The 20331-nt window shown below is 72.5% G+C and carries 22 protein-coding genes; 11 read left to right on the top strand and 11 right to left on the bottom strand.

Features of this window, described 5'->3' with window-relative positions:
- Window position 1 precedes the first annotated feature (1 nt).
- The 4 genes from DEI91_RS12545 to DEI91_RS12530 form a co-directional block, all read right to left on the bottom strand.
- The gene (locus DEI91_RS12545) at window positions 2–682 is read right to left on the bottom strand and encodes a cation diffusion facilitator family transporter (RefSeq protein ID WP_111052647.1); all 681 of its coding nucleotides are present in this window, start codon (window positions 680–682) and stop codon (window positions 2–4) included.
- Window positions 679–1062, bottom strand: a complete 384-nt coding sequence (locus tag DEI91_RS12540; RefSeq protein WP_111052646.1) for a helix-turn-helix transcriptional regulator — start codon at window positions 1060–1062, stop codon at window positions 679–681. The genes DEI91_RS12545 and DEI91_RS12540 overlap by 4 nt, the downstream gene beginning before the upstream one ends.
- A gap of 91 nt (window positions 1063–1153) precedes the next feature.
- Window positions 1154–1318, bottom strand: coding sequence for a DUF2510 domain-containing protein (locus tag DEI91_RS16920; RefSeq protein ID WP_181439592.1), 165 nt, complete (start codon window positions 1316–1318; stop codon window positions 1154–1156).
- Window positions 1319–1522: 204 nt separating this feature from the next.
- Window positions 1523–2464 carry a DMT family transporter gene (locus DEI91_RS12530; protein ID WP_111052645.1) on the bottom strand — a complete coding sequence of 314 codons (942 nt, stop codon included), beginning with the start codon at window positions 2462–2464 and terminating at the stop codon, window positions 1523–1525.
- Window positions 2465–2581: 117 nt separating this feature from the next.
- Between DEI91_RS12530 and nadE the strand changes: the two genes are divergently transcribed.
- On the top strand, window positions 2582–3403 hold the full coding sequence (gene nadE / locus DEI91_RS12525; protein WP_111052609.1) for an ammonia-dependent NAD(+) synthetase: 822 nt from the start codon (window positions 2582–2584) through the stop codon (window positions 3401–3403).
- 83 nt (window positions 3404–3486) lie between these two features.
- Here nadE and DEI91_RS12520 read toward each other — a convergent pair whose 3' ends face one another.
- From DEI91_RS12520 to DEI91_RS12510, 3 genes are all read right to left on the bottom strand, one after another.
- A complete protein-coding gene (locus DEI91_RS12520) occupies window positions 3487–3879 on the bottom strand; it encodes a hypothetical protein (RefSeq protein ID WP_111052608.1) in 393 nt (130 codons plus the stop codon).
- 125 nt (window positions 3880–4004) lie between these two features.
- Window positions 4005–4283, bottom strand: coding sequence for a GlsB/YeaQ/YmgE family stress response membrane protein (locus DEI91_RS12515; protein ID WP_110824076.1), 279 nt, complete (start codon window positions 4281–4283; stop codon window positions 4005–4007).
- A gap of 117 nt (window positions 4284–4400) precedes the next feature.
- Complete coding sequence (locus DEI91_RS12510) at window positions 4401–4664, bottom strand: glutaredoxin family protein (protein ID WP_111052607.1); 264 nt, start codon at window positions 4662–4664, stop codon at window positions 4401–4403.
- Between the two features lie 75 nt (window positions 4665–4739).
- Between DEI91_RS12510 and DEI91_RS12505 the strand changes: the two genes are divergently transcribed.
- The 8 genes from DEI91_RS12505 (at window position 4740) to DEI91_RS12470 (ending at window position 12298) form a co-directional block, all read left to right on the top strand.
- Window positions 4740–5744, top strand: coding sequence for a PrsW family intramembrane metalloprotease (locus DEI91_RS12505; protein WP_258374420.1), 1005 nt, complete (start codon window positions 4740–4742; stop codon window positions 5742–5744).
- Window positions 5745–5801: 57 nt separating this feature from the next.
- On the top strand, window positions 5802–7541 hold the full coding sequence (locus DEI91_RS12500; RefSeq protein WP_111052605.1) for an adenosylhomocysteinase: 1740 nt from the start codon (window positions 5802–5804) through the stop codon (window positions 7539–7541).
- A gap of 62 nt (window positions 7542–7603) precedes the next feature.
- Entirely contained in the window at window positions 7604–8929 is a 1326-nt protein-coding gene (locus tag DEI91_RS12495; RefSeq protein ID WP_111052644.1) for an amidohydrolase family protein, read from the top strand.
- Window positions 8926–9423 carry a cupin domain-containing protein gene (locus DEI91_RS12490; RefSeq protein ID WP_258374419.1) on the top strand — a complete coding sequence of 166 codons (498 nt, stop codon included), beginning with the start codon at window positions 8926–8928 and terminating at the stop codon, window positions 9421–9423. Before DEI91_RS12495 ends, DEI91_RS12490 begins: the two co-directional genes overlap by 4 nt.
- 85 nt (window positions 9424–9508) lie before the next feature.
- Window positions 9509–9721, top strand: a complete 213-nt coding sequence (locus DEI91_RS12485) for a hypothetical protein (protein ID WP_111052604.1) — start codon at window positions 9509–9511, stop codon at window positions 9719–9721.
- Window positions 9722–9826: 105 nt separating this feature from the next.
- Entirely contained in the window at window positions 9827–10651 is an 825-nt protein-coding gene (locus DEI91_RS12480; RefSeq protein WP_111052603.1) for an ABC transporter substrate-binding protein, read from the top strand.
- A gap of 7 nt (window positions 10652–10658) precedes the next feature.
- On the top strand, window positions 10659–11555 hold the full coding sequence (locus DEI91_RS12475; protein WP_111052602.1) for an amino acid ABC transporter permease: 897 nt from the start codon (window positions 10659–10661) through the stop codon (window positions 11553–11555).
- The gene (locus DEI91_RS12470) at window positions 11552–12298 is read left to right on the top strand and encodes an amino acid ABC transporter ATP-binding protein (protein ID WP_111052601.1); all 747 of its coding nucleotides are present in this window, start codon (window positions 11552–11554) and stop codon (window positions 12296–12298) included. The genes DEI91_RS12475 and DEI91_RS12470 overlap by 4 nt, the downstream gene beginning before the upstream one ends.
- A 28-nt stretch (window positions 12299–12326) precedes the next feature.
- On the opposite strand, the gene DEI91_RS12465 is transcribed toward DEI91_RS12470, so the two are convergent.
- Complete coding sequence (locus tag DEI91_RS12465; RefSeq protein ID WP_111052600.1) at window positions 12327–13304, bottom strand: NAD(P)H-quinone oxidoreductase; 978 nt, start codon at window positions 13302–13304, stop codon at window positions 12327–12329.
- Between the two features lie 138 nt (window positions 13305–13442).
- On the opposite strand from DEI91_RS12465, the gene DEI91_RS12460 reads away from it, so the two are divergent.
- Entirely contained in the window at window positions 13443–13946 is a 504-nt protein-coding gene (locus DEI91_RS12460; RefSeq protein WP_111052599.1) for a hypothetical protein, read from the top strand.
- 100 nt (window positions 13947–14046) lie between these two features.
- Here the strand turns inward: DEI91_RS12460 and DEI91_RS12455 are convergent, their stop codons facing one another.
- From DEI91_RS12455 to DEI91_RS12445, 3 genes are all read right to left on the bottom strand, one after another.
- Window positions 14047–14928, bottom strand: a complete 882-nt coding sequence (locus DEI91_RS12455; RefSeq protein ID WP_111052598.1) for an aldo/keto reductase — start codon at window positions 14926–14928, stop codon at window positions 14047–14049.
- 61 nt (window positions 14929–14989) lie between these two features.
- Window positions 14990–15484: a DUF6264 family protein gene (locus tag DEI91_RS12450; protein ID WP_111052597.1), complete on the bottom strand. Its 495-nt coding sequence runs from the start codon at window positions 15482–15484 to the stop codon at window positions 14990–14992.
- Window positions 15485–15494: 10 nt separating this feature from the next.
- The gene (locus DEI91_RS12445; protein WP_111052596.1) at window positions 15495–16367 is read right to left on the bottom strand and encodes a CoA ester lyase; all 873 of its coding nucleotides are present in this window, start codon (window positions 16365–16367) and stop codon (window positions 15495–15497) included.
- Between the two features lie 205 nt (window positions 16368–16572).
- Here DEI91_RS12445 and DEI91_RS12440 point away from each other — a divergent pair, with 205 nt between their 5' ends.
- The gene (locus DEI91_RS12440) at window positions 16573–20325 is read left to right on the top strand and encodes an AAA family ATPase (protein ID WP_375537689.1); all 3753 of its coding nucleotides are present in this window, start codon (window positions 16573–16575) and stop codon (window positions 20323–20325) included.
- Window positions 20326–20331 lie beyond the last annotated feature (6 nt).

Raw genomic sequence — 20331 nt, 5'->3', positions numbered from 1 at the left:
GTCAGCAACAGTCGCAGGTGTCGACCTCGCGCTCGCCCGTGAGCGCTGTGACGGGCTGCTTGCACGCGTCGCCGCGCCAGGCTTCGAGTCCTTCACGGACGGCGAAGACGACGACCACGAGGCCCGCGATCGGATCGGCCCATGTCCAGCCGAAGAGGGTGTTGCACAGCAGCCCGAGCAGGACCGCCGCCGACAGGTAGCTGCACACGAGCGTCTGCTTCGAATCGGCGACGGCTGACGCCGAACCGAGTTCCTTCCCGGTGCGGCGCTCGAGCAGGCTGAGGAAGGGCATGACGGCGAGGCTGACCGCTGCGAGGACGATCCCGACGGTGCTGTGCTCGGGTTCGCGGAGGCCAGCGAAGGTGAGCGCGGCGTCGGCGGTGACGTAGAGCGCCAGACCGAAGAACGACACTGCGATGACCTTCAGCGCGGTACGTTCCCGCGCTTCCGGGTCACGGCCGGCGAACTGCCATGCCACCGCCGCGGCGGAGAGGACCTCGACGATGGAGTCGAGCCCGAAACCGATGAGCGCGGTGGACGAGGCGACCGTCCCGGCAGCGAGGGCGATGACGGCCTCGACGACGTTGTAGGCGATGGTCGCGGCGACGATCCACCTGATGCGCCGCTGCAGGATGCTTCGTCGCGAGGTCGACAGCGCGCCGTCGAGCGTTGTCGCCGTCACCGGTCCGCCGCACAGTCGGCGGCGCACTCGCCGGCGGTCGCGAGCTCGCCGCCAGACTGCTCGAGCAGTCTGGGCGGCGTCTCCCCGTCGTCGACCGCGAGGACCACGTCGACGAGTGCGTCGAGCGCTCGGGTCAGGTGTCGGTCCGCGATCTCGTACCGGGTGCGCCGCCCTTCCGGGACCGCGACGACGATGCCACAGCCGCGGAGGCACGCGAGGTGGTTCGACACGTTCGTCCGCGTCAGGTCCAGTTCGTCCGCCAGCGCGGCCGGGTACCCGGGCTCGTCCAACAGGCGGAGCAGGATGCGCGACCGGGTCGGATCGGACAGAGCCCGCCCCAGCCGGTTCATCACGTCGAGGCGAGAAGCAAGAGTCAGCACCCGCTGACTGTACATCGCGCACTGACCTGAGTCGACACTCCGGAGCGGACGACCGCACGCTCGCGGGAGCCGGGTGGTGCGATCGGCTGCATCAGCAGCACCGGCAGGATGCGCGCCGTTTCCCAGGTGGCCGACGAGTGATGTCCGTCCACGTCGATCCGTCGAACCAGCGCTGTCGGCCGGGGTCCTCGGGGTCCTCATGCCAGCCCGCTGGTCGCGCTCGGCTTGCTCGATCGAATGCCGATCCAGTGGTCATGTGGGTCCTCCTCCGGCTCATCACAACTCCTGAGAACCATACTCAACAGCGGCGATCGGGGCCAGGAGCCGCGCTGCACCGCTCGTCGTGGACTGATGGTCGTGCTCGCTCCTTCGTCCTCACCCGAGCTGTTCGCGCCGGCCGATCAGCGCTGGCGAGTTCGCTCAGGAGCCGACACGAAGACCGACTGCTCGACAGCGGACGTCACCGTGCCCCCCGCTCTCCGGAGCGCGCTCGGTCCGCTCCGTCGGCCGGCGCCACCGCCAGGACGACGAGCACCACCGCGATCACGCCCAGTCCGGCCCAGCCGACCGCGGTCAGTCGCTCGCCGACCACCACCACCGCGAGCACGGCCGCGACCGCCGGCTCGGTGAGCGTCACGGTGGTGGCGGTGCTCGCGGGCACACGTGACAGGCCGTACCCGAAGAGCAGGTACCCGAGGAACATCGGCACGAGCGCCATGTACACCCCGACCGCGGCGTTCTGCGGCGACGCGAGCAGGGGCGTTCCGGTGACGGCGAGCACCGGCATGAGGAGCAACCCACCGCCGCCGAACACGGCGCCCATCGCGGCCGCACGCGGGACGCCGTCGACCATGAGCCGCCGGGACGCCCACGAGTACACCGCGTACGTCGCCCCGGCCACGAGACCGAGCACGACGCCGAGCACCGTCGCCCCCGACGTCCCGACGCCGGACGGACCGTCCGACGCTGCCACGCCGGACAGGCAGAGCAGCACGCTCCCGAGGACGCCGAGCGCTGCGGCGACCGTCCAGCGCCGGCCGAGCGGCCGCCGGTCCACGATCCGTTCCAGGACCCCGGCGGCCAGGGGCGCGGACGCCAACGACACCACGGACCCGACGGCGACCCCGGCGATGTGCATGGAGCCGTAGAACGCGAGCGGGTAGACCGCGACGGCGACCGCCCCGACGAGGACGAGCGCGCGGTTCCGCGCGAGCACCGGAGCACTCGTCCGGAGGGACCGTGCGCCGACGACCGCCTGCAGGAGGCCGCCGATGCCGAGCGCCGCGGCACCGATCGCGAGCGGGCCGACGTCGGGGGCGAACGTCGCCGCGGTGCCGGTGGTGCCCCAGAGCAGCGAGGTGACGGTGATCGCGAGCAGACCGGTCCGGTGCGCGTCCGTCACGATCACCCTCCGTCGTCGGCGGCACGGGAGGGCGCTCGCCGGGTGTGCGCGCCACTCTAGCGAGCACACCGGGTCGTGTCCCGTGCGCCCGGCGCGGCTCGGGCGGATACTGGGGACGTGCGAGAACTCCAAGCCGCCATCGCCGCGGACCTCAACGTCCAGCCGACCATCGACCCGGAGCAGGAGATCGCCCGACGCGTGGGCTTCCTGCGTGACTACCTGCTGACCACCGGCGCGAACGGCTACGTCCTGGCCGTCAGCGGAGGGCAGGACTCCACGCTCGCCGGCCGCCTGACGCAGCTCGCGGTCGAGTCGCTCCGCTCCGAGGGGCACGCCGCCGAGTTCGTCACCGTGCGGATGCCCTACCGGGTGCAGGCCGACGAGGACGACGCGCAGCTCGCCCTGCAGTTCATCGCCGCGGACCCCGGCATCGTCGTGAACATCGAGCACGGGGTGGACGGCGTGGTGCAGGACACCGCGCAAGCCGGCGTCGCCCTGAGTGACTTCGTGAAGGGCAACGTGAAGGCCCGCATGCGCATGGTCGCGCAGTACGCCGTCGCCGGGCAGCGCGGGCTCCTGGTGATCGGCACCGACCACGCGGCCGAGGCCGTGACCGGCTTCTTCACGAAGTACGGCGACGGCGGGGTCGACCTCACGCCGCTGACCGGTCTGACGAAGAGCCAGGGGCGGCAGCTGCTCGAACACCTCGGTGCGCCGGCCCGCCTCTACGAGAAGGCGCCGACCGCGGACCTGCTCGACGACCTGCCCGGCCAGACCGACGAGGCGAACCTCGGCCTCACCTACGCCGAGCTCGACGCCTACCTGCAGGGGCACGACGTCCCGGACGAGGTCGCCGAGGCCATCGAGGCCCGGTACCGCGCGACCGAGCACAAGCGCCAGGTGCCCGCGTCGCCGTTCGACACGTGGTGGCGTCGCTGACAGAGGCACCAGACCGACCGGAGACACACGGGAGGCCCGTCACCAGCTGGTGACGGGCCTCCCGTGTGTCGTGGACCCGCGCGTCAGGCGGGTTGCTGGCCGTCCTGGTCGTCCTGACGACCGATGTCCGAGGGGCCGGCGTCCTCGCGCTCCTCGGTGAGGCGCTCCTGCCAGACGATGCTGCGGGCAGCGCCCTCGAGGACGTCGTCGACGCTGGTGCCGGTGCGGGCGGCGAGCGCGCCGCTCAGCCCTGCCGTGAGGGTGCCGCCGGCCTGCGCGAGTCGCTCCATGACCTCTTCCTGACGGTCGGTCAGGGGCACGTCGACGAGTTCGTCGACGGTCTCGCGGATGTTCGCCTCGCTGGCGTCCATCGCGGCCTCGTCTCCGGACTGGAGGGCGGCGGCCTCGCCGACCACGACGAGGCCGAGCTTCGCTGCGTCCTGCTCCGGGCGACGGGTGTCGTTCGCATCAGTCATGGCCTGGACCGTACGCCGGGCGCCTGCGCGCGGCTCCGACTTCCGGGGCACAGACGGACAGGAGGCCCGGTACCAGTTGGTACCGGGCCTCCCGTCGCGTGGTCAGCGCGTCGCGAGGTGCGCCGTCAGCGACGGTTGGCACCCCGACCCGCGAAGCGCGTGTAGAGGAACAGCACGATGACGGCACCGATGATCGAGCCGATGATGCCGGCCGGCTGGAAGAAGCCGTCCTGCGGGTCGTGCTGGAAGATCAGGAACCCGAGCAGACCACCGACGAACGAGCCGACGATCCCGAGGACGATGGTCATCAGGATGGACATGTGCTGCTTGCCGGGGATGATGAGGCGGGCGAGGGCGCCGGCGATGAGCCCGACGATGATGAGGCTGATGATGAGACCGATCACGGTGTCCTCCTTGTTCTACGGCCGGTCCGAGGCCTCGGCGGTGCACCGAGCTCAGGGCCGACGCCCGAGTGAACACGCCTCCGGCTCAGCGCGTTCCCAGGTGCACCGGGCGGACGGTCAGACCGCCCCCGAGGACTCCAGCGCGGACTGCAGCTCGGCGTCGGACGGCTCGACGAAGTGCTTCCCGTCCGGCAGCACCACGACCGGGATGTTCTTCCGGCCGCTGATCGCCTGCGCGCGGTCGGCCGCGGACAGGTCGGCCTCGACGTCCACGTACTCGTAGTCCACGCCCAGTCGGTCCAGCAACGCCTTGGAACGGCGGCAGTCGCGGCACCAGTCCGCGCCGAACATCGTCACCTTGTCGAACGTCTCATCGGTCATGTGGAGGACTACGCGGACCGCGTCTTCCGTATTCCCGGAGACCCTCGCCGCGCACGGCGGAGCACGATGAGGACCATGACGCTCGAGACCGCGCACGGCGGCGCCCACCCCCACCACCGGCACGGCTGGTGGTGGAAGACCCTCCTCAGCGGGTTCCTGCTCTGGGTCGTGACGATCGTCGTCACCGTCGCCACGCAGAACACGAACCTCGTGCCGACGATCATCCTGCTCGGCAGCTTCCTCGTGCCCTTCACCGTGGTGCTGTTCGTCATCGAACGGGTGACCGGGACGGTCAGCACGATGCAGTTGGTCACCGCGTTCTTCGTCGGCGGGGTGCTCGGGGTGCTCGGCGCCTCACTGCTCGAGTCCGACCTGCGCCCCGGAGCGACCCTGTACCTGCTCGTCGGGTTCGCCGAGGAACTCGTCAAGGGCCTGCTGCTGGTCGTCGTCGGGTGGCGGGTCCGCCCGAAGACGGCTCGGCAGGGCGCGCTCCTCGGGGCGACCGTGGGGGCGGGCTTCTCGGCGTTCGAGTCCGCCGGGTACGCGTTCAACGCCGCGATCACCACCCGCGGCATCGACCTGGTGTCGCTGCTGCAGACCGAGGTGGTCCGCGCCGTGCTCTCACCGGTCGGGCACGTGCTCTGGACGGCGATCCTCGGCGCGGTGCTGTTCGGGGCGGCGCACGGTCGTCCGCGGTTCCGGTGGACGTGGTCGGTGCTGGTCGCCTACGTCGTCGTGTCGGTCCTGCACGGGCTGTGGGACTCGAACTCGACGATCTCGACCCTGCTCGCGTTCGTGCTCACCGGCACCCCGTTCTCGGCAGCGCAGGACGGGACCGTGCCGCCCGCGCTCGGCGGCGTCGTGACGACGCTGTACGTCGCCGGGCTCGCCGTGGTGTCGGTGATCGGCGTCGCCGTCCTCGTCGGGGTGCTCCTGCACCACCGACGGCGGACGCGGCAGATCGAGGCGCAGCAGGTGGCGGCCGTCGGCTCGTGGCAGGTGCCCGCCGGTCCGTGGGGCGTCCCCGACGACGGGGCCGAGCAGGTCTGGCACCGGACGCCGCCGCCGCACGTGCTCTGACCCCGGCGCTGCGACGGGCGGCACGGCCGGGGCACCCGTCCGCCCTACGATGGGCGCATGCCGCGCGCCGACCCGACCCGCGCCGATGCCGCGACGCTCGCCTGGGCATCCGCTGCCGTGCGGCACACCGCCCGGGTGACGAACATGCTGCTCGCGGCCCGGCGTTTCCGCATCGTCGGCGGTGACCCCCGCGACACCGCCGCCTTGCACGCGATGCTCGTCGGACTCGGCTCCCGACCGGCCGACACCGACGTCCACGCGGCCGTCGACCAGCTCTGGTGTCTCGGCACGCCCGAGCAGAGCAGCGCGGCGGTCGAGGCGGCCACGGCCGGTCGGCTCCGCGGGGCGATGCTCCTCGTCGTGGACGCCGGCCGCCACGTCCCCGCCGTCGACGAGGACGCCTTCGGCCCGACGACCCCGGCACGGCCGGGCGTCCTGGCCGTGCCCACGCTCTCCGACGACGTGTTCCTCGTGTCCACCGGCCGCGAGCCCGAGGACGACCCCGCCGCCGAGGCCCGCATCCGCTGGGCCCGCCGCTCCATGCCGATGTCCCGCGCCGTCGCCGACGAGCTCCGGCGGGGCGGGCTCCTCCGGGGCACCCGCGTCGGGGTGAGTCTGTTCCTCGAGCCGAAGACCGCCGTGCTCTCGCTCCTGCTGCAGGACGCCGGCGCCGAGGTGGTCGGCTACGCGCATGCCGACGAGACCGACGACGCCGTCGCCGCGGTCCTCCGCCGGGTCGGCGTCCCCGTGCACGCGAGCAGCACCGCGACCGTGGCGGAACAGCGTGCGCTCGCGCTCGCGATGCTCGACACGAGGCCGCACGTCCTCGTCGACGACGGGTCGCACGTCATCCGGCTCGTGCACCAGGAACGCCCCGACCTGCTGCCGACCATGCTCGGAGCCGCCGAGGAGACCACGAGCGGCCTCCGCCCGCTGCGGGTCATGGCTGCCCGCGGGCAGCTCGGGATCCCGGTCGTCGCGGTGAACGACGCCCGCACCAAGACGTTCTTCGACAACCGGTACGGCACCGGGCAGTCCGCGGTCTTCGCGACGCTCGACCTGGTCGACGCGCTGGACCCCGGCGTGCGGCCCGACCTGACAGGAGGCTCGGCAGTGGTCGCCGGGTTCGGTCACGTGGGGGAGGGGGTCGCCCTGGTCCTCCGGGCGCTCGGGTTCCGGGTCACCGTCGCCGACACCGACCCGGTCCGGGCGCTGCAGGCCGTGTTCGCCGGGTACGCGGTCGCGCCGCTGGTCGAGGCCGTGCGGACCGCCGACCTGGTGCTGAGTGCGACCGGGGTGCCGGACACGATCAGCCTGACGGTGCTCCGCGCGTGCGCTCCCGGAGCGGTGCTGTCGGTCGCGGGCGGGGTGGACCAGGAGATCGCGGTCGAGGGCGCCGACGCGGCCGGGGCGGAGCGGGCGACCGTCGGCCGTCGGGTCGAGCGCCTGACGCTCCCGGACGGTCCCGCCGTGCTGCTGCTCGACGGCGGCGGCTGCATCAACATCACCGCGGCGGAGGGCAACCCGATCGAGGTCATGGACCTGTCCTTCGCGGCGCAGCTCGGTGCGGTGCGGATGCTCGTCGAGCGGGGTGACGAGCTGGACCGTGCCGTCGTGCCGATCGACCCGGAGGTGGACGAGGCGACCGCCCGTGTGGCGCTCGCCGCGTTCGGGGCGCTCGCTGGGCCTCCCGGCGGTGGCGCCGACGCGGACGGGACGTCCGCTGCGACGCTCGCTGCGCAGCCCGCGGACCGCGAGCCGGACGTCCGGACCCGACGCTTCGGGGACCCGTCGTGACCGGTCGGTTGCCGACGACCCCCACGCCGACGACGGTGCACTCCGCGCGGATCGTCGTGCCGATGACCGCGCCGCCGATCGCCGACGGTGCCGTGGCGGTGCGCGACGGCCGGATCCTGCACGTCGGCGAGCGCTCCTGGGTCGTGGACCAGCTCGACGGGGTGCCGGTGACCGAGCGGCGGTGGCGCGGCGCCCTCCTGCCGGGGCTCGTCAACGCGCACACGCATCTGCAGTACACCGGCATGGGCAGTGTTGGGCGCGTGCAGTACGCCGGGTTCGAGGACTGGGCCGCCGCGTTCAACGACGTCTACGCGCAGCCGCACGACTGGCGGGCCGAGGCCGCGACCGGAGCGGCGCAGTCGATCGCGGCCGGCGTCACGAGCATCGCCGACGTGGTGACCGACATCGAGGCCGCGACGGCGCTCGAGGACGCCGGGCTCGGAGGCATCGCGTACTGGGAGGTGATGGACTGGGAGAACGCCGCCTGGCAGGAGCACGGGCGCGCCCAGGTCCTCGCCGAACTCGAGCGGATCCCGACCACCCCCGGCGCCGGACTCTCCCCGCACGCGCCGTACTCGCTCGACGTCGCGCCGCTGCTCGAACTCCCCGACATCGTCCGACAGCGCGGGCTCCGCCTCCACCTGCACCTCGGCGAAGCGGCCTTCGAGGGCGAGCGCACCGCCATCGAACCGGTCCCCGGGCTCGAGGGCGTCGTCGGCGTCGGCCACGGTACGGACTGGCACCTGGCGAACGTGCCGTCCTTCCGGGCGATGCGCGCGCTCGGCTTCGGCGCGAGTGCGACCTCGTTCGTGGACCGCCTCGGCGTCCTCGGACCGGACTGCCACGTCGCGCACGGCGTGTACATGACCGCGGCCGACCGGGCACTGCTCCGGGCACGGGGCACCGCGGTCGCACTCTGCCCCCGCTCGAACGCCGTCATCGGGCTCGACCCGCCGCCGGTCGCCGACTACCTGCGCGAGGGGAGCCCGATCGCGGTGGGCACCGACTCGCTGTCGTCCTCACCGTCCCTCGACCCGATGGCCGACGTCACCGCGCTGTACCGCATCGCCCGCGCCCAGGGCTACCGCGGGCGGGACCTGCACGAGCGGTTGCTCGCCGCGGTCACCCTCGGCGGCGCGCACGCGATGGGACTCGCGGTCGGACCGGACCGGATCGGGCACCTGGCGGTCGGCGCCCGTGCGGACCTCGCGGTGTTCGACGTCGACGCCCGGACCGTGCCGGACGCGCTCGCCGAACTCGTCGAGGACGGCGCCGGGCGTGCCGTCGCCACCGTGGTCCGCGGGGAGGTCCGGACCGCCGACAGCGCCCGCGTCCCCTCGATCCCGTCCGCCCCCACGATCCCCGACCCCGTCAAGGAGACCCGATGACCGACACCGCACCCCGCCCCGGCATGGTCGCCCGACGCACCGTCTCCGGCGACGTCGTCGAGTGGCTCGACGTCCCGCAGCGCGCCGCCGCCCTCGGCATGGAACCGCACCCCGAGGGCGGCTGGTACGTCCGCACGTGGACGTCGCCCGCGACCGTGACCACGCCTGCCGGCGAACGCCCGGCCGCCACGCTCATCCACTTCCTCCTGCCGCCGGGCGAAGCCTCCGCCTGGCACCGCGTGACGAGCGACGAGATCTGGATGTGGCACGGGCCGGACACGGTCGAGCTCGAACTCGGCGGGTCGGGCGACCAGCCGGAGCCCGGCGCACGGATCACCCTCGGTCCGGACGCCGGTCGTGACCGCGTGAACGACGCGCAGGCGTTCGTCCGCGGCGGCGTGTGGCAGCGGACGATCCCGGGAGACGGCGAGGTGCTCCTCAGCTGCCTGGTGTCGCCCGGGTTCTCGTTCGAGGACTTCACGATGGCGGACTGACATACCGTACTTGACCCATGAAGTACGCGGTCCTAGGGTGACGTCACTGGCCGTCCGGCCGGGATCGCTCCGGAAGGAACCGCCCGTGGCACGACTCCCTACGCGCGGCTTCGTCGGCCTCCTGCTCCGGCTTCCGGTCGCGCTCCCGGTGAGTGCGGGGTTGGTCGCGGTCAGTGTCGCCGTCATGACCGTTCCGCTGGTGTCCAGTCGTCTCGCCGCGGGGCTTGCGGCGAGTGGGGCGTTGTTCCTGGCGATCCTGTACACCGGCGCGGCGATCGACGCGCACCAGCGTCGCTGACGCCAGCCGAGCGTCGGCAGGGCAGGACCCGCGTCGACCGGTCCCTGGTATCCCACGGCCCGGTAGACTCGGTTCCTGCCCTGTTCCCCTGACGAAGGCCAGACCGTGACCCGTCCCCTCCGCCTGACCATCGCCGTCGCGACCACCGCCGTCGCCGCGTTCGCCCTCGCTGCCTGCTCCGCGGATGGCGGCAGCGACAACGCGGAGGGCACCGTCACCGACGGCAAGCTCACCATCGCCACCGGCCAGCCCGCGTACTCCCCGTGGGTCGAGGACGACGACCCGGCATCCGGCAAGGGCTTCGAGGCCGCGCTCGCCTACGCCGTGGCCGAGGAGATGGGGTACGACAAGGACGACGTCGTCTGGAAGCGCAGCACCTTCGACAGCGCGATCGCACCGGGCGCGAAGGACTGGGACCTCAACCTCCAGCAGTTCTCCATCGACGCCAAGCGCAAGAAGGCCGTCGACATGTCGACCCCGTACTACACGACGACGCAGGCGGTCGTGACGTCCGGGAAGTCCGACGCCGCCGGTGACACCACCGTCGCCGCGCTCAAGCAGGACCCGATCGGTGTCGCCGCGGGGTCGACGAGCATCCAGAGCGTCAAGGACGTCCTCGGCGTCACGCCGCAGGTGTTCAACTCGAACGACGACGCCGTCCTCGCCCTGCAGTCCGGGCAGATCGACGCGATCGTCACCGACCTGCCGACCGCGTTCTTCATCGCCGCTTCGCAGGTGGACGACGGCACGGTCTCGGCGCAGTTCCCGGCGGACGGGAAGGGCGACCAGTTCGGCATCGTCCTGCCGAAGGACTCGGAACTGACGAGCAAGGTGGACGACGCGCTCGAGTCCCTGGACGAGGACGGCACGCTCGAGGACCTGCAGACGAAGTGGCTGTCGTCCGAGACGAACACCCCGGTCCTGGGGTGACCCAGGCATGACCCTGCCCGCAGGCGCGGGTGGCCCCGCGGGTGTCGGCACCCCCGTCGGCGTGCCGGCGCCCAGCCAGGTCGAGCGCGAACGGCAGCTCTACCGACAGCAGCGCGGCCGTCGGTCCGTCGCGGTGTCCGTCGTCTCGACGGTCGTGGTCGTCGCGCTCGTCTGGATCGGCGTCGTCAACACCCCCGGGTGGGCCGCCGTGCAGCGGTCGTTCTTCGACCCGCAGGTGGCGTGGGAGACGCTGCCCGACATCCTGCTCGGGCTCTGGTTGAACGTCCGGATCCTGTTCTTCGCGAGCGTCGGCGTCGCCGTGCTCGGCACCCTGATCGCGGTCGTCCGCGGCCTGCGGAGCCCGGTGTTCTTCCCGCTCCGGATGCTCGCGACCGGGTACACGGACCTGTTCCGCGGCCTGCCGCTCATCATCGTGCTGTACCTGGTCGGGTTCGGCCTGCCCGGGCTCGGGGTCTTCCCGCGCCTGGCGCCGGAGTTCTGGGGCACCATCGCGATCGTGCTGACCTACTCGTCGTACGTCGCCGAGGTGCTCCGCGCCGGCATGGAGGCGGTGCACCCGTCCCAGCGCCTGGCCGCCCGGTCGCTCGGCCTGTCCCACGCGCAGACGCTGCGGCTCGTCGTGCTGCCGCAGGCGATCCGCAAGGTCACGCCGGCGCTCATGAACGACTTCGTGTCGATGCAGAAGGACGTCGGACTCGTCTCGATCCTCGGCGCGGTCGACGCCGTCCGCAGCGCGCAGATCGCCCAGGCCGAGCAGACGAACTTCACTCCGTACCTGGTCGCCGGCCTGCTCTTCGTCCTCATCAGCCTGCCGCTCATCCGGGTCACGGACGCCATCGCCCGGAAGCAGCAGCAGCGTGAACAGATCGGAGGCACGGTGTGACCGAGCAGACCGCTCCCGTCCTCGAGCTGCGCGGGTTGCGCAAGTCCTTCGGTGACCGCCCCGTCCTGCGCGGGATCGACCTGACCGTGCACCGACACGAGGTCATCTGCGTCATCGGAGCCTCCGGGTCGGGCAAGTCGACGCTGCTCAAGACCGTGAACCTGCTCGAGGGCATCGACGACGGGCAGGTCCTCCTGCAGGGCGAGGACGTCTCGGACCCCCGCGTCGACGTCGACGCCACCCGCGCGCGGATCGGCGTCGTCTTCCAGCAGTTCAACCTGTTCCCGCACATGAGCGTCCTCGACAACGTGACCCTCGCGTCGCGCAAGGTGCACCGGGCCTCCCGGTCGGACGCCGAGGCGACCGCTCGGCGCCTGCTCGACCGGATCGGGCTCGGCGACTTCGCCGGCTCGTACCCGGACCGTCTGTCGGGTGGCCAGCAGCAGCGCGTCGCGATCGTCCGGGCCGTCGCGTCGGACCCGGAGCTGCTCCTGCTCGACGAGGTGACGAGCGCACTCGACCCGCAGCTCGTCGGCGAGGTGCTCGACCTCGTGACCGAGCTCAAGCAGCAGGGGTCGACGATCCTCATGACGACGCACGAGATGCACTTCGCCCGGAACGTCGCCGACCGGATCGTCTTCCTGCACGAGGGTGAGGTCGTCGAGCAGGGCGCTCCCGCGGCCGTCCTCGACACTCCGCAGCACCCGGCGCTCCGGGCGTTCCTGGCGCGCGTGCACGCCTGACGCCGGCGCGGCCGCCGCGCGGTACCCGCTACACGGCGAGCAGCAGCTTCCCGACGACGTCGCCGGATGCCAGGCGTCGGTGCGCCTCGGCTGCGTCGGCGAGTGGCAGCACGGTGTCGACGACCGGACGCACCCGACCGTCCTCGACGAACGGCCAGACGTCCCGGCGCACGGCGGCGACGATCTCGGCCTTCTCGGCAGCCGGTCGTGCCCGCAGGGTCGTCCCGCTGACCGAGGCACGCTTGCGCATGAGCTGCCCGATCGGCAGGGTCGCGTCCGGCCCGGACCCGGTGGCGATGATCGCGAGGTGCCCGTTCGATGCGAGGACCTCGAGGTTGCGGTGCAGGTACGAGGGACCGACCACGTCGAGGACGACGTCCACGCCGACACCGTCCGTGAAGGCCAGGGCACGCTCGACGAAGTCCTCCTCGCGGTGGTCGACGACCAGGTCCGCGCCGAGCTCGCGGGAGGCCGCGACCTTGCGGGCGCCGCCGCTCGTCGCGATGACCCGGGCTCCGAGGGCCTTCGCCCAGAGGACGGCGTGCGACCCCATGCCCCCGGTCCCACCGTGGACGAGCAGGGTCTGCCCCGGCCGGAGTCCGGCGAGCATCCCGATGTTCGAGTACACCGTGCAGGCCGCTTCGGGGAGCGCGGCGGCGGACACCAGGTCCAGCCCGTCCGGCACCGGCAGGAGCTGTGCCACCGGCACCACGGCGAGCGACGCGTACCCACCGCCGCTGAGGAGCGCGCACACGCGGTCTCCGACGGACCAGCCCGTCACGCCGTCGCCGAGCGCACGGATCGTCCCGGACACCTCGAGCCCGAGCACGTCGGACGCTCCGGGCGGCGGCGGGTAGTTCCCCTGGCGCTGCTGCAGGTCCGCGTTGTTGACGCCGGCCGCCGCGACCTCGACGAGGACCTCGCCGTCGCCGGGCACCGGGTCGGGGAGCTCGCCGAGGGACATGACGTCGACGTCGCCGGGCTGGGAGATGGTGATGGCACGCATCCCTCGACCGTACGCGCGTCCCCGGTCGGCTCGGCGTGGACCGTCGCGGCCGTCCCGTACTCCCTGAGCATCCGATCAGTACTGTCGGGCCGGAACGGGCCTGCGATCAGCGGCCCGTCGCGAACCAGGGGGGAACCCATGTCCACGAAGCACGTCTCCGTCCTCGCGACCGCAGCGCTCGCCGCGGTCCTGCTCGCCGGTTGCTCGTCGGGCGGCAGCACCACGGCCGAGGGGACGCAGGGCCAGGGCGCCACGAGCGGTTCCTCGAGCGCGCCGGCGAAGGCCGCCGAGGAGCAGTCGGGGTCGCAGTCCAAGGCCGACGCGTGCGCTGCGTTCGAGAGCAAGGTCCGATCCGCGGCCGAGGGGCTGCAGTCCGAGGCCACGAAGCTGCAGTCCGACCCCGACGCCGCGGTCGCGAAGCTCAAGGAACTCGACGCCAGCATCGACGAGGGCGTCGCCTCGGTCACGAACTCCGAGGTCAAGGGCAAGGCCGAGGCGTTCCAGAGCGCCTACGGCGACATGGTCACGCGGCTCGAGGCGATCACGAACGACCCGCAGTCCGCCGACCTCGGTGCGTTCCAGGACTCGGCCACGGCCGTCCAGACCGCCGGGACCGACTTCGACTCGACCTGCGCGTCCTGAGCGGCGCCGTCCGCTGACGGACGCACCACGGGCCTCCCGTCATCCGGACGGGAGGCCCGTGGTGCGCGATCCGGTCGGCTCGCCGCGGCGCGCGGTGGACCTACGCGGCCTGCTCCGGCCGCGACGCGTCGAGGCGCTCGACCTCCTCGGGACGGAGCTTCACCGTCGCCGCCGTGACGGAGTCGAGGATCGACTGCGGACGGGACGCTCCCGGGATCGGGATGACGACGTCGCTCTTCGCGAGCTCCCACGCGAGCGCGATGACCTGCGGGGTGACGTCCCGCTCCTGGGCGAGGACGGCGAAGTCCTCCGCGGTGGTGCCGAGATCGGCTGCGCCGGCGATGCCGCCGAGCGGGCTCCACGGCAGGAACGCGATGCCGAGCTCGTCGCAGAGCTCGAGTTCCGGCTCGCTGGACCGGAAGACGGGGGAGAACCGGTTCTGCACCGAGGCGAGGCGTCCACCGAGGACCTCGTTCGCCTGCCGGATCTGGTCGACCGAGGCGTTCGAGATGCCCGCCATCCGGATGACACCGTCGTCGAGCAGCTCGGCGAGCGCACCGATCGAGTCCGCGTAGGGGACCGCCGGGTCCGGGCGGTGGAACTGGTACAGGCCGATCGCCTCGACGCCGAGACGCTTCGCGGAGGCCTTCGCGGCCTCCTTGAGGTACGCCGGGTCGCCGTTCTGTGCCCAAGCCCCGGGCTCCGGCCGCAGGTGCCCGCCCTTCGTGGCGATGAACACCGCCGACGTGTCCCCGCCGTACTCGCGCACGGCCCGGGCGATGAGCTCTTCGTTGTGGCCCACCTCGTCATGCGCGGCCAGGTGGTACGCGTCGGCGGTGTCGATGAGGGTGACGCCGGCTTCGAGGGCGGCGTGGATCGTGGCGACGGAGCGCGCTTCGTCCGGTCGCCCCTCGATGGACATCGGCATGCCGCCGAGTCCGATCGCGCTGACGGACGTGTCTCCGATGACTCGTTGCTTCATGGGCCCAGCATGCGCCGCACCGGTCAGCGGGCGTCCAGCCGCCGGTGCGACGCGGTCCGACTCAGGGCACGGGGAACCGGGCGGTGTCGAACCCGCGACCCGAGCGGACGCCCTGCTCGTCGAGCGTCCGCACGAAGAGCACCGTCCCCGACGTGACGACGGCGACGGTCAGGACGAAGCCGATCCCGGCGATCCACCACGAGGTCCGTCGCCGGATCCACGCGCGGATCGCGAACACGAGCGTGACGACCCCGACGACGAACGCTCCGCCGACGGCGAGCGCAGCGCCCGCGATGGCCCCGCCGGGGGAGCAGTCACCCGCGGCACCGCAGGACGTCGTCGTGGAGGCGACGGCGACGACGCCCGCGACGGCGGCGATCGTGGTGAGGACCGCACCGGCCGCCAGGAGCAGCACGGTGGACACCCGGTCCGCGATCTTCGCCGGGGGGAACAGCGACGACGCGCCCTGCTCCCACGCGACGCGCTCGGCCTCGCTGTGCTGCCGGGGGTCCGGGTGCTGCCGGGGTCCGGATCCGGGGACGTTCGACCAGGTCATGGCACCGTTCCTACCGCGGCTCCACCCCGAACGCCTGGGCGAGCCGCTGGATCTTCTGCGCCCGCCCGAGTCGCGGCAGGTCGGACCCGTCGCGGATGACCCGCCCGCGTGCCTCGAAGTCGTCGAGGAAGTCCTGCGCCCATGCGACGTCGGTCGGCGTCGGTGAGATGACCTCGTTGATGACGGGGAGTTGCTCGGTGTCGAGGCAGAGCTTGCCGGTCAGGCCGAGCGACACCGCGACCTGCGACTGCTCGCGGAGGATCGGGTGCGAGGACCCGACCGTCGGGCCGTCGATCGGTCCGGGCAGGTCACCGACCCGGGACGCCACCACCAGCCGTGACCGCGGGTACGCCATCGCGAGGGTGTCCGCGCTCGTGCCGGTGTCCCGGCGGTAGTCGCCACTCCCGAAGGCCAGACGGAACGCGCCCTGTGCGCGGGCGATCGCGACGGACTCCTCGATGCCGAGCGCCGACTCGACCAGGGCGATCACGGGGGTCTGCCCGCCGAGCCGGTGCCAGGTGTCCGTGACCTGCGCGGGGGACTCCGTCTTCGCGAGCATCACGCCCTGCAGCCCGGGCAGGCCGCGGAGCTCCTCGACGTCGTCCGCCCAGAACTCGGTCGTGACGTCGTTGATCCGCACCCAGGCCTCCCCGCCACCGGCCAACCAGGCGGCGACGGTGGTGCGGGCGGACGGCTTGGCGGCCGGGTCGACGGCGTCCTCGATGTCCAGGATCACCTGGTCGGCTCGGGAACGGGTGGCCCGGTCGAACCGCTCGGCCGCGGTGCCGGCGACGAGGAGCCAGGAGCGCGAGATCTCGGCGGGGACCGATCGACGCCGGGAGACGGCAGGGGTGGGCGGAGCAGGACGGTCGTCGGTGGCCATGCACCGTTGGTACCACACCGGGCGCTCCCGACCCCGGCGCGGCACCCGCGACCGGACGCCCGTGGCCGCGTACAGCGGGACCGCGCCGCGTGACCGGCCGGGGTGAAACGCCGAAACAGCGCGGTCATTGCCGGAGTGCCCCGGCGCTTCCGCCTACAGTGGGCGGGTGTGGAGAGTGGACAGGGCGACCGACGATGAGGACGACGTGAACGACGACGCCCCCGTCGAGGGCACCGACCTGCCCGACGAGCAGTCCCCGCTGCGTCCCGAGCTCCAGGTCACGAGCCCACACGCGATCAGCCTCGGTGACCCGCGCCTGACCGCGGGCAACGCAGCCGAGCCCGCGTGGGACGCCTGGCGTGAGCAGCTCGCCGGTGTCGGCGGGACGAGTCCGCTCGTGCACTTCGCCGACCACCCCCGTGCGCGCATCGAGCTCTCCACGACGCACCCGGGCGGCCTCGCACAGTTCATCACCGGCAAGACCACGCTGCTGTCCAGCCTGATCCGCGACGAGGTCGCCCTGCGCGCTGCCCGCGTCGCCGCCGGTCACGTCGAGGCGAAGGGCACCGAGCTCGCCACGGTCCGCGGGATCGACGCCGTCAAGCTCGGCATCGGCATCGCCGACTGGCAGCACGGCGACGAGCACCACCGCGGCCCGGTCCTGCTCCGCCCGCTGGCGATCCGTCGGCACGGCCGCGACTTCGAGGTCCGACTGCTCGGCGAACCCGTGCTGAACCCCGGTCTCGCCGACGCGCTCCGCGAGCAGTTCGGCATCACCCTCGACGCGCAGTCGTTCGTCGCCCTCGCCCAGCAGGACGGGTCCTTCACCCCGAACCCGGTGATCGACCGGCTCCGCGGGCTGACCGCACACATCCCCGGCTTCTCGGTGCACGCCCGGCTCGTCGTGTCGACGTTCGCCGAGGTCGCCACCGGCCTCGTCGAGGACACCGAGGACCTCGCCCACCCGGTGCTCGACGCCCTCGCCGGCAACCCGAGCGCGAAGTGGCAGGTCGAGCAGTCCTACCACCCGGTCGAGCAGACCCCGTCGGACGAGCGCAGCCCGGAGACGGACACCCTGCTGCTCGACGCCGACGACGAGCAGGAGAACGTGATCGCGCAGATCACGGCCGGCAACTCCATCGTCGTGAAGACGCTGCCCGGCACCGGCGGCACGCAGACGATCGTGAACGCCCTCGGCGGTCTGGTCGCGGCGAACAAGCGCGTCCTCGTCGTGAGCCCCCGGCGCGCCACGCTCCGCGGCATCGCGGCCCGCTTCGGCGAGGTGCACCTGCCGGGTGTCGCCGTCACGCCGGGCACCCTCCGCCGCGACGTCGTCCGTGCCATCGCCCGGAACGAGAAGGCGAGCCGGCCGAACCTCCGCGAGGTCGACGACGCCCTGGTGCGCCTCCGCAAGGTCCTCACCGACTACCGCGGTGCCCTCACCCGCACCGATCCCGACTTCGGCGTCAGCGTGCTCGACTGCCTCGTCGAGCTCTCCCGCCTGTCCCTGCTGCCGGTCGCCCCGTCGACGACGGCACGGCTCTCGAAGCAGTCCGTCGTGTCGATGGTCACCGGTCGCGCCCGCGTCGCCGAGACGATGGTCAGCGCCGCGAACCTCGGCGAGTTCCGCTACGGCCCGGACGACTCGCCCTGGTACGGCGCGAAGTTCAGCACGAGCGACGGTGCCCAGCGCGCCCACGCGACCGCGCGGGAGCTCGACGGCGCATCGCTGCCGACCCTCCTGCAGCGGGCACACGACCTCGTCGCGTCGACGCACATGCGGCAGTTCACGACGATCAACGAGCTCGGCATCTACCTCCGCCTGCTCACCGAGATCCGCGACACCCTGGACCGCTTCCTGCCGGTCGTGTTCGACCGCTCGGTGTCCGAACTCGTCGCCGCGACCGCTCCCCGGGGCGAGGGCGCGCCGATGTCGAGCACGAACCGCCGTCGGCTCAAGAAGCTCGCCCGCGAGTACGTCCGTCCCGGCGTGCACGTGTCCGACCTGCACGAGGCCCTCACCCGCGTCCAGCAGCAGCGGGTCCTCTGGCAGCGCTACGTGGCCGCGGGCGTGAACCCCGAGGTGCCGACCGGCATCGCCGACGTCCAGGTGCTGTTCTCGAACGTCGTCGAGGACCTGGCCCGACTGGACGAGCCGCTCGGCCGCACCAGCCGCGACCAGCAGCTCGCGAACCTGCCGATCGACCAGCTCGTCCCGACGATCGCCGAACTCGCCGCCGAGTCCGACGTGCTGCACAACCTGCAGGAGCGCACCGAGCTCATGCAGACCCTCCGCGACCTGCAGCTCGAGCCGCTCCTCACCGACCTGGCGAACCGCCACGTGCCCGACGTGCAGGTGCCCGCCGAGCTGGAACTCGCGTGGTGGCAGTCCGCGCTCGAGACGATGCTCGAGTCCGACCGGGCCCTGCTCGGCGCGAACACCGACATGCTCGACCGGGTCGAGGCCGACTTCCGGCTCGTCGACGACGCACACGCGGCCGGCGTCTCCCAGGGCCTCGCGTGGCAGCTCGCCGAGAACTGGAAGGTCGGACTCGTCGACTGGCCGGAGGAGTCCTCTGCACTGAAGACGCAGCTCAAGGAGGGCGCGATCACCTCGCGTCTGCTCCACGACTCCGCGCCGCACCTGTCCCGCGCCATCGCCCCGGTCTGGCTCGCATCGCCGTACGAGGTCCCGCAGATCGCCGACACGATGCCGTTCGACACCGTGATCCTGGTCGACGCCGGAGCCGTGACGATCGCCGAGACCGTCGGCGCGGTCCGTCGTGCGCGGCAGACCGTCGTGTTCGGCGACCCGGTCACGCAGACGCCGTCGCCGTTCCGGATCGCCGTCGACCCCGACCACCGCGCGCTGCAGGTGGACGAGGAGACGCTGGACGCCCTGCACGCCGACTCCGCGCTCGCGAAGCTGTCCACGCTCCTGCCGACCCTCTCGCTCACGCGCTCGTACCGCGCCGGCGGCGAGGACCTGGCGGAGCTCGTCAACCGCCGCTTCTACGGCGGGCGGATCGAGTCGCTGCCGTGGGCCGGTTCGTTCCTCGGCCACGGGTCGATCGCGCTCGACTACGTCAGCGACGGCAAGGCCGTGCCGGACCCCGAGTCCGGTGCCGTGGAGAGCGTGGACGCCGAGGTCGACCGGGTGGTCCGGCACGTCATCGAGCACGCCCGCACCCGTCCGACCGAGTCGCTCATGGTCATCACCGCGTCGGCGAAGCACGCCGTCCGCGTCGAGCAGGCCGTGCTCGCGGCGGCGCAGGGCCACAAGGACCTCACCGAGTTCGTCATCGGTGACCGTCCCGAGCCGTTCATCGTCGCCACGCTCGAGCAGTCCGTGGCGCAGAGCCGCGACCGCGTCGTGTTCTCGATCGGCTACGGACGCACGCCGCACGGGCGGGTCCTCCGCGACTTCGGTCCGCTCGGCAAGCCGGGTGGGGAGCGCCTGCTCGCGGTCGCGATGACCCGTGCCCGGCGTTCCATGGTCATCGTCACCTGCTTCCAGCCGTCGGACATCGAGGCCGAGCGGATGGGCCACGGCACCGTCGCCCTCGCCGAGATCCTGGCCGAGGTCCGTGCCCGCACCACCGCCGAGTACGTGCCGGACGACTCCGACCCGCTGCTCGTCGACCTGGCGCGGCGCCTCGAGATGCGCGGCATCCCGGTCGCCCTCGGTCACCGCGGCAAGCTCGGCCTGGTCGCCGCGCACGGCGGCGTCTGCGTCACCATCGAGACGGACGCGTCGCTCGTGAAGGGATCGCTCCGCGAGTCGCTGCGGCTCCGTCCCGAAGTGCTCCGCCGTCTCGGCTGGCACTACGTCCGCGTGCACGCGTTCCAGCTGTTCTCCGACCCGGACCGCGTCGCGGACACGGTCGCGCAGGTGCTCGGGGTCGACCGCGGTGCCACCCAGGAGATCTCGATCCCGCCGGTACCCGCACGCCGATGACCGCCA

It is taken from the genome of Curtobacterium sp. MCBD17_032 (genome assembly GCF_003234855.1).
Taxonomy (GTDB): domain Bacteria; phylum Actinomycetota; class Actinomycetes; order Actinomycetales; family Microbacteriaceae; genus Curtobacterium.
This window is presented reverse-complemented; position numbering and strand designations above follow the sequence as displayed.

Bases quoted from the DNA above. Each gene is read 5' to 3' on its own strand.
- DEI91_RS16920 (WP_181439592.1), bottom strand. From the start codon at position 1,318: ATGACCACTGGATCGGCATTCGATCGAGCAAGCCGAGCGCGACCAGCG.
- DEI91_RS12520 (WP_111052608.1), bottom strand. From the start codon at position 3,879: ATGACTGATGCGAACGACACCCGTCGCCCGGAGCAGGACGCAGCGAAG.
- DEI91_RS12510 (WP_111052607.1), bottom strand. From the start codon at position 4,664: ATGACCGATGAGACGTTCGACAAGGTGACGATGTTCGGCGCGGACTGG.
- DEI91_RS12505 (WP_258374420.1), top strand. From the start codon at position 4,740: ATGACGCTCGAGACCGCGCACGGCGGCGCCCACCCCCACCACCGGCAC.
- DEI91_RS12500 (WP_111052605.1), top strand. From the start codon at position 5,802: ATGCCGCGCGCCGACCCGACCCGCGCCGATGCCGCGACGCTCGCCTGG.
- DEI91_RS12495 (WP_111052644.1), top strand. From the start codon at position 7,604: ATGACCGCGCCGCCGATCGCCGACGGTGCCGTGGCGGTGCGCGACGGC.
- DEI91_RS12490 (WP_258374419.1), top strand. From the start codon at position 8,926: ATGACCGACACCGCACCCCGCCCCGGCATGGTCGCCCGACGCACCGTC.
- DEI91_RS12475 (WP_111052602.1), top strand. From the start codon at position 10,659: ATGACCCTGCCCGCAGGCGCGGGTGGCCCCGCGGGTGTCGGCACCCCC.
- DEI91_RS12465 (WP_111052600.1), bottom strand. From the start codon at position 13,304: ATGCGTGCCATCACCATCTCCCAGCCCGGCGACGTCGACGTCATGTCC.
- DEI91_RS12460 (WP_111052599.1), top strand. From the start codon at position 13,443: ATGTCCACGAAGCACGTCTCCGTCCTCGCGACCGCAGCGCTCGCCGCG.
- DEI91_RS12455 (WP_111052598.1), bottom strand. From the start codon at position 14,928: ATGAAGCAACGAGTCATCGGAGACACGTCCGTCAGCGCGATCGGACTC.
- DEI91_RS12450 (WP_111052597.1), bottom strand. From the start codon at position 15,484: ATGACCTGGTCGAACGTCCCCGGATCCGGACCCCGGCAGCACCCGGAC.
- DEI91_RS12445 (WP_111052596.1), bottom strand. From the start codon at position 16,367: ATGGCCACCGACGACCGTCCTGCTCCGCCCACCCCTGCCGTCTCCCGG.